The sequence below is a fragment of the Methanocalculus sp. genome (genome assembly GCF_029762515.1).
Taxonomy (GTDB): domain Archaea; phylum Halobacteriota; class Methanomicrobia; order Methanomicrobiales; family Methanocorpusculaceae; genus Methanocalculus.
Genome location: NZ_JARVGN010000480.1, coordinates 1 through 1,600, shown reverse-complemented (window position 1 = coordinate 1,600; position 1,600 = coordinate 1). Strand labels below are relative to the sequence as shown.

Here is a 1,600-nt window from a genome sequence, read left to right as displayed (position 1 = left end):
CTTGATGAATGATGTCGGATCTAATTGATCCTGTTTTCTCCAACCTGATTTCCTATATCTGTGTTTTTGCGAAACTGAAGTGGCGGAAAAGGATGTGGTGTTTCATCAAATGGGTGTCTGAAAAATGTGAATTGGGTTATGGGTGGAATGGTCTTGCTGGAAACAGTTTCCTGTCTGTCAAAGCCCTGGTTTTTTTATGGTGGGTGTGGGTGTTCTTATGGTATTATGGTGGCGGGTTGATCTGTAATTTTATTCGTCTTAATTTATATTTAAAAATCCAGTATTTTGTTCCAAAGTATTCGAACAACTGCTTCTATAAATCATATGATGCTATATGAATAAGGGCCCATATTCTGCAACTTTTATACAGACAAAACCATGATCTGAGATCAGATATCGATCATAATTTAGATCGATAAAGCCGTGTAGTCGAATCACGTATCTGATCGAATGTGGCCAAACTATTCTGCGCAAAGGTAATAACTCCGGAAAACCATGATATATCATGGCTCCCCGTCAGCGGACGTTCTCTGTCTGGATTCCCCGGTATATGAATCACCTGACGATGCGGAATTATTCTGTAAAAACAATAGATACCTACCGCCGGGTGTTGCACGATTTCTCCTCCTATTCTGCCGGAGTGCAGGCCTCGGATGATCCGGATGTTGAGACTGATGGCTATGAAGTCACCAATTTTATGGCGCAGGCATCGGTTGAACGGAGCCTCTCCGCAACAACCATGAACCGTTATCTCTCAACGCTCAGTTCATTCTATAAATTTCTTGTTGGCCAGCAGGTTGTTGATACGAATCCTGTTCTCGGCGTGGATCGTCCAAAAATCAAGGATCGGGAACTCTTATACCTGAAACATGCGGATGTCATCACTCTTCTGGAGAAGATCGGGGATTCAAGGGATCGCCTCCTTATCAGGACAATCTATGCAACCGGGGTACGGGTGTCTGAACTCTGTGGAATTATGATTGAGCATATCGATTTTGATGAGGAGACGATTCGTATCCGTGGAAAAGGGGGCAAGATCCGGACGGTCTTCATCGATCCCGATACGTTGACCGCGATCAGGGGGTTTACCGGCGGAAGGAAGGATGGCCCGCTCTTTCAGGGCCGTTCTGGCGCTCCACTCTCTTCCCGTTCAGTTCAGCATATATTCCAGAAATATGCCCCTGCCGGAATCACTCCCCACAAGATCCGCCACAGTTATGCAAGTGAACTCTACCGGCGTTCACGAAACCTCAGGGTGGTGCAGGAGAACCTGGGCCACTCGTCGATCCAGACGACTGAAGTGTACCTGCATACGGATCTCGAAGAGAGACGTAAGGTCTACCAGGAGCATTTCCCGCTCTCAAATGAGTAATCTCTGAAAAAAAGATACAATCCTCTCAATCCGAGAGGAGTTTTCCGCTTTTTGCGATATTTTCGCGTGGCAACTCGTTGAAGATGACAATAACTGCTGCCGGGTCGACTCCGAATGTTTCGGCAATGGTCCGGGTGATCTCACCGGCAACTTTCCGCTTCTGATCTGCAGTTTTTCCTTCTGACATCTGAATTGTTATGACAGGCATGGAATAGACATCAGCATGTA

Annotated in this window: 2 protein-coding genes; one reads left to right on the top strand and one right to left on the bottom strand. The window is 46.1% G+C overall.

The features are described 5' to 3' along the window. The first annotated feature begins 505 nt into the window (after window positions 1–505). Complete coding sequence (gene xerA / locus QCH34_RS12385) at window positions 506–1,372, top strand: site-specific tyrosine recombinase/integron integrase (RefSeq protein WP_300334585.1); 867 nt, start codon at window positions 506–508, stop codon at window positions 1,370–1,372. A gap of 25 nt (window positions 1,373–1,397) precedes the next feature. Here the strand turns inward: xerA and QCH34_RS12380 are convergent. After that, the coding region (locus tag QCH34_RS12380; RefSeq protein ID WP_300334583.1) for a tautomerase family protein at window positions 1,398–1,600 on the bottom strand (203 nt) is incomplete at its 5' end.